Genomic DNA, 2,295 nt, shown 5'->3' with positions numbered 1-2,295 from the left:
AGCTGTATTGCGGCCACGAATACACCGCCTCCAACGTCAAATTCGCGCTCGGCATCGAGCCCGACAATGCGGCGCTGCAGGCCCGTGCCAAGCAGGTCGAAGCACTGCGAGCCGAAGGCAAGCCGACAATTCCGGTGACGCTCGGCGAGGAGAAGCAAGCCAACGTGTTCCTGCGGGCCGATGTGCCGTCGATTGCAGCCGCAGTGGGCCTGCCCGGCGCGCCCGCCGCCGACGTGTTCGGCGAGATCCGCGAGCGCAAGAACAACGGGTGAGCGCGGTGACTCTCAGCGCCGCCGAAGTGATCGCGCGGCTCGGTCTGCAACCGCACCCGGAAGGCGGCCATTATCGCGAAACGTTCCGCGATCCTCGCTGCGACCCGAGCGGCCGCAGCTACTCGACCGCGATCCACTTCCTGCTGTGCGCAGGCGAGCGCTCCCACTGGCACCGGATCGACGCGGTCGAAGTCTGGCACTACTACGCGGGCGCGGCCCTGATGCTGGAGGTCGCCGATGACGACGGCCGTAGCGCCACCACGCTCGGCCCCGATCTCGGCGCCGGGCATCTGCCGCAACTCATCGTGCCGCCGCAGGCTTGGCAGGCGGCAACGTCGACCGGTGAATGGACGCTGGTCGGCTGCACTGTGGCGCCGGGCTTCGACTTCGCCGGCTTCGAACTCGCGCCGCCCGGTTGGGAGCCGGCGCGATGAAGTCCATCGCGAGGATAGGCTGAACGACAGGCTCGCGCGCCACGCGCAACCCACCGCAATAGCGGCCGAACAGAATGATGGGTGAAGGCGCAGGCCGCTCCCATCATTTGGGTCTGAATGACTTACAGCGCGCCGACCGGCGATTTCGCCAACAGTTCGTCGACCTCCGCGCGGCTCGGGCACGCGAACGCGCCCCCCGGACGGGTGCATTTCAATGCCGCGGCCGCGGAGGCAAACCGCAGTGCGTGAGCGATGTCCTGGCCCTCGCCGAATGCCACGGTGAAGCCGCCGTGGAAAATATCGCCGGCGCCGAGGGTGTCGACCGAATGCACGGGGAACGCCGGCGTCTCGCGAAACTCGTGCTTGTCGTCGAGCCACAGCGTGCCCTTCGGACCGCGGGTCACCGCCACGAAGGCATGAGTCAGCGTCGCCAGCTTCTTCAGTGCTTCGGCATCGTCGTCGATGCCCGCGGTGCCGTGCAGCGCTTCTGCCGAGCAGATCAGATGAGAGGCGGCGGTCAGCAGCCCGTCGTTCATCGACATCGCGTTGTCGACGTCGACGACCACCGGAATGCCGCGCCGGGTAGCCTCCGCGCACAGCGGCGTGACGAAGCTGGAGCAGCGGCTTTCGGTGAGGATCGCGTCGCAATCCTTCAGCAGGGTGTCGGCGTCGGGCAGCGCGACCTTCCACAGGCCGGGGTCACGGAACGTCACGATGGTCCGTTCGCCGGTCGGATCGACCAGCACCGCCGAGATCGGCGTTACCAGCCCCGGCATGTGAATGAGACCGCTGGAGCCGATGCCTTCCTCGGCCAGCTTGTCGAAGATGAAGCGGGCCGCGGCTTCGTCCGCGTGGCCCATCGGGCCGCACATTTCCGCCCGGCCGCCGAGTCGCCCGATCCCGATCGCGGCATTGAGCGCATTGCCGCCGCAGATCTCGCCGAACGAACTGGCCGGCACCTTGTTTCCACGGCCGGGCACCGCCTCGATTCGGAACGTGAGGTCACGCACCGGAATGCCGATGCACAGCACGCGCGGCGCGCGTTTGGCAGTCTCGCTCATGATTGTCCCTCCAGCCAGCGGCCGAGCAGATGGTGCGCGATCGCGAACGGGTGCGGCCCGAACAGTCCGTCCGGATGTTCGCGCTTCAGCATCTGCGCCGCCTCGTCACGGGAAAACCACCGCGCGTCTTCAAGTTCCGTCCGATCGACGGTGATGTCGTCGGTGGTGGCGGTTGCCGTGCAGGCGATCATCAGCGACGACGGATACGGCCACGGCTGCGTCATGTAGTAACGCACGTCGGTGCACAGGATGCCGGACTCCTCGACGATCTCGCGGCGCACCGCGTCTTCGATGGTCTCGGCCGCCTCGACGAAGCCGGCGAGGCACGAATACATCCCGGCCGGAAATTGCTTCTGCCGGCCAAGCAGGCAGCGGTCGCCATGCGTCACCAGCATGATCACCACCGGATCGGTGCGCGGAAAGTGCTCGGCCTTGCAGGACGGGCAGTCGCGCTTCCAACCGCCCTGCGCCATCGCGGTACGAGTGCCGCAATTGGCGCAATAGCCGTGGCGCTGAGTCCAGGTCACC

4 protein-coding genes are annotated in these 2,295 nt (G+C 67.3%); 2 read left to right on the top strand and 2 right to left on the bottom strand.

Features of this window, described 5'->3' with window-relative positions:
* Positions 1–272: hydroxyacylglutathione hydrolase C-terminal domain-containing protein (locus tag DYI24_RS25205; protein ID WP_283810898.1), on the top strand; the 272-nt coding region annotated here is incomplete at its 5' end.
* On the top strand, positions 269–706 hold the full coding sequence (locus tag DYI24_RS25200) for a cupin domain-containing protein (RefSeq protein WP_164574261.1): 438 nt from the start codon (positions 269–271) through the stop codon (positions 704–706). The genes DYI24_RS25205 and DYI24_RS25200, both read left to right, overlap by 4 nt.
* A gap of 122 nt (positions 707–828) precedes the next feature.
* Here DYI24_RS25200 and DYI24_RS25195 read toward each other — a convergent pair whose 3' ends face one another.
* Both DYI24_RS25195 and nudC read right to left on the bottom strand, forming a co-directional pair.
* Entirely contained in the window at positions 829–1,767 is a 939-nt protein-coding gene (locus tag DYI24_RS25195) for a sugar kinase (protein ID WP_107342810.1), read from the bottom strand.
* Positions 1,764–2,295: NAD(+) diphosphatase (nudC, locus tag DYI24_RS25190; RefSeq protein WP_164574260.1), on the bottom strand; the 532-nt coding region annotated here is incomplete at its 5' end. The genes DYI24_RS25195 and nudC, both read right to left, overlap by 4 nt.

The organism is Rhodopseudomonas sp. BR0C11 (assembly GCF_010820945.1).
Lineage (GTDB): Bacteria > Pseudomonadota > Alphaproteobacteria > Rhizobiales > Xanthobacteraceae > Rhodopseudomonas > Rhodopseudomonas palustris_H.
Note: the sequence above shows the minus strand (reverse complement) of the source record. Positions and strands in the feature narration are given on the sequence as shown.

Coding starts and splice junctions, on each gene's coding strand:
- DYI24_RS25195 (WP_107342810.1), bottom strand. CDS start 1,767: ATGAGCGAGACTGCCAAACGCGCGCCGCGCGTGCTGTGCATCGGCATT.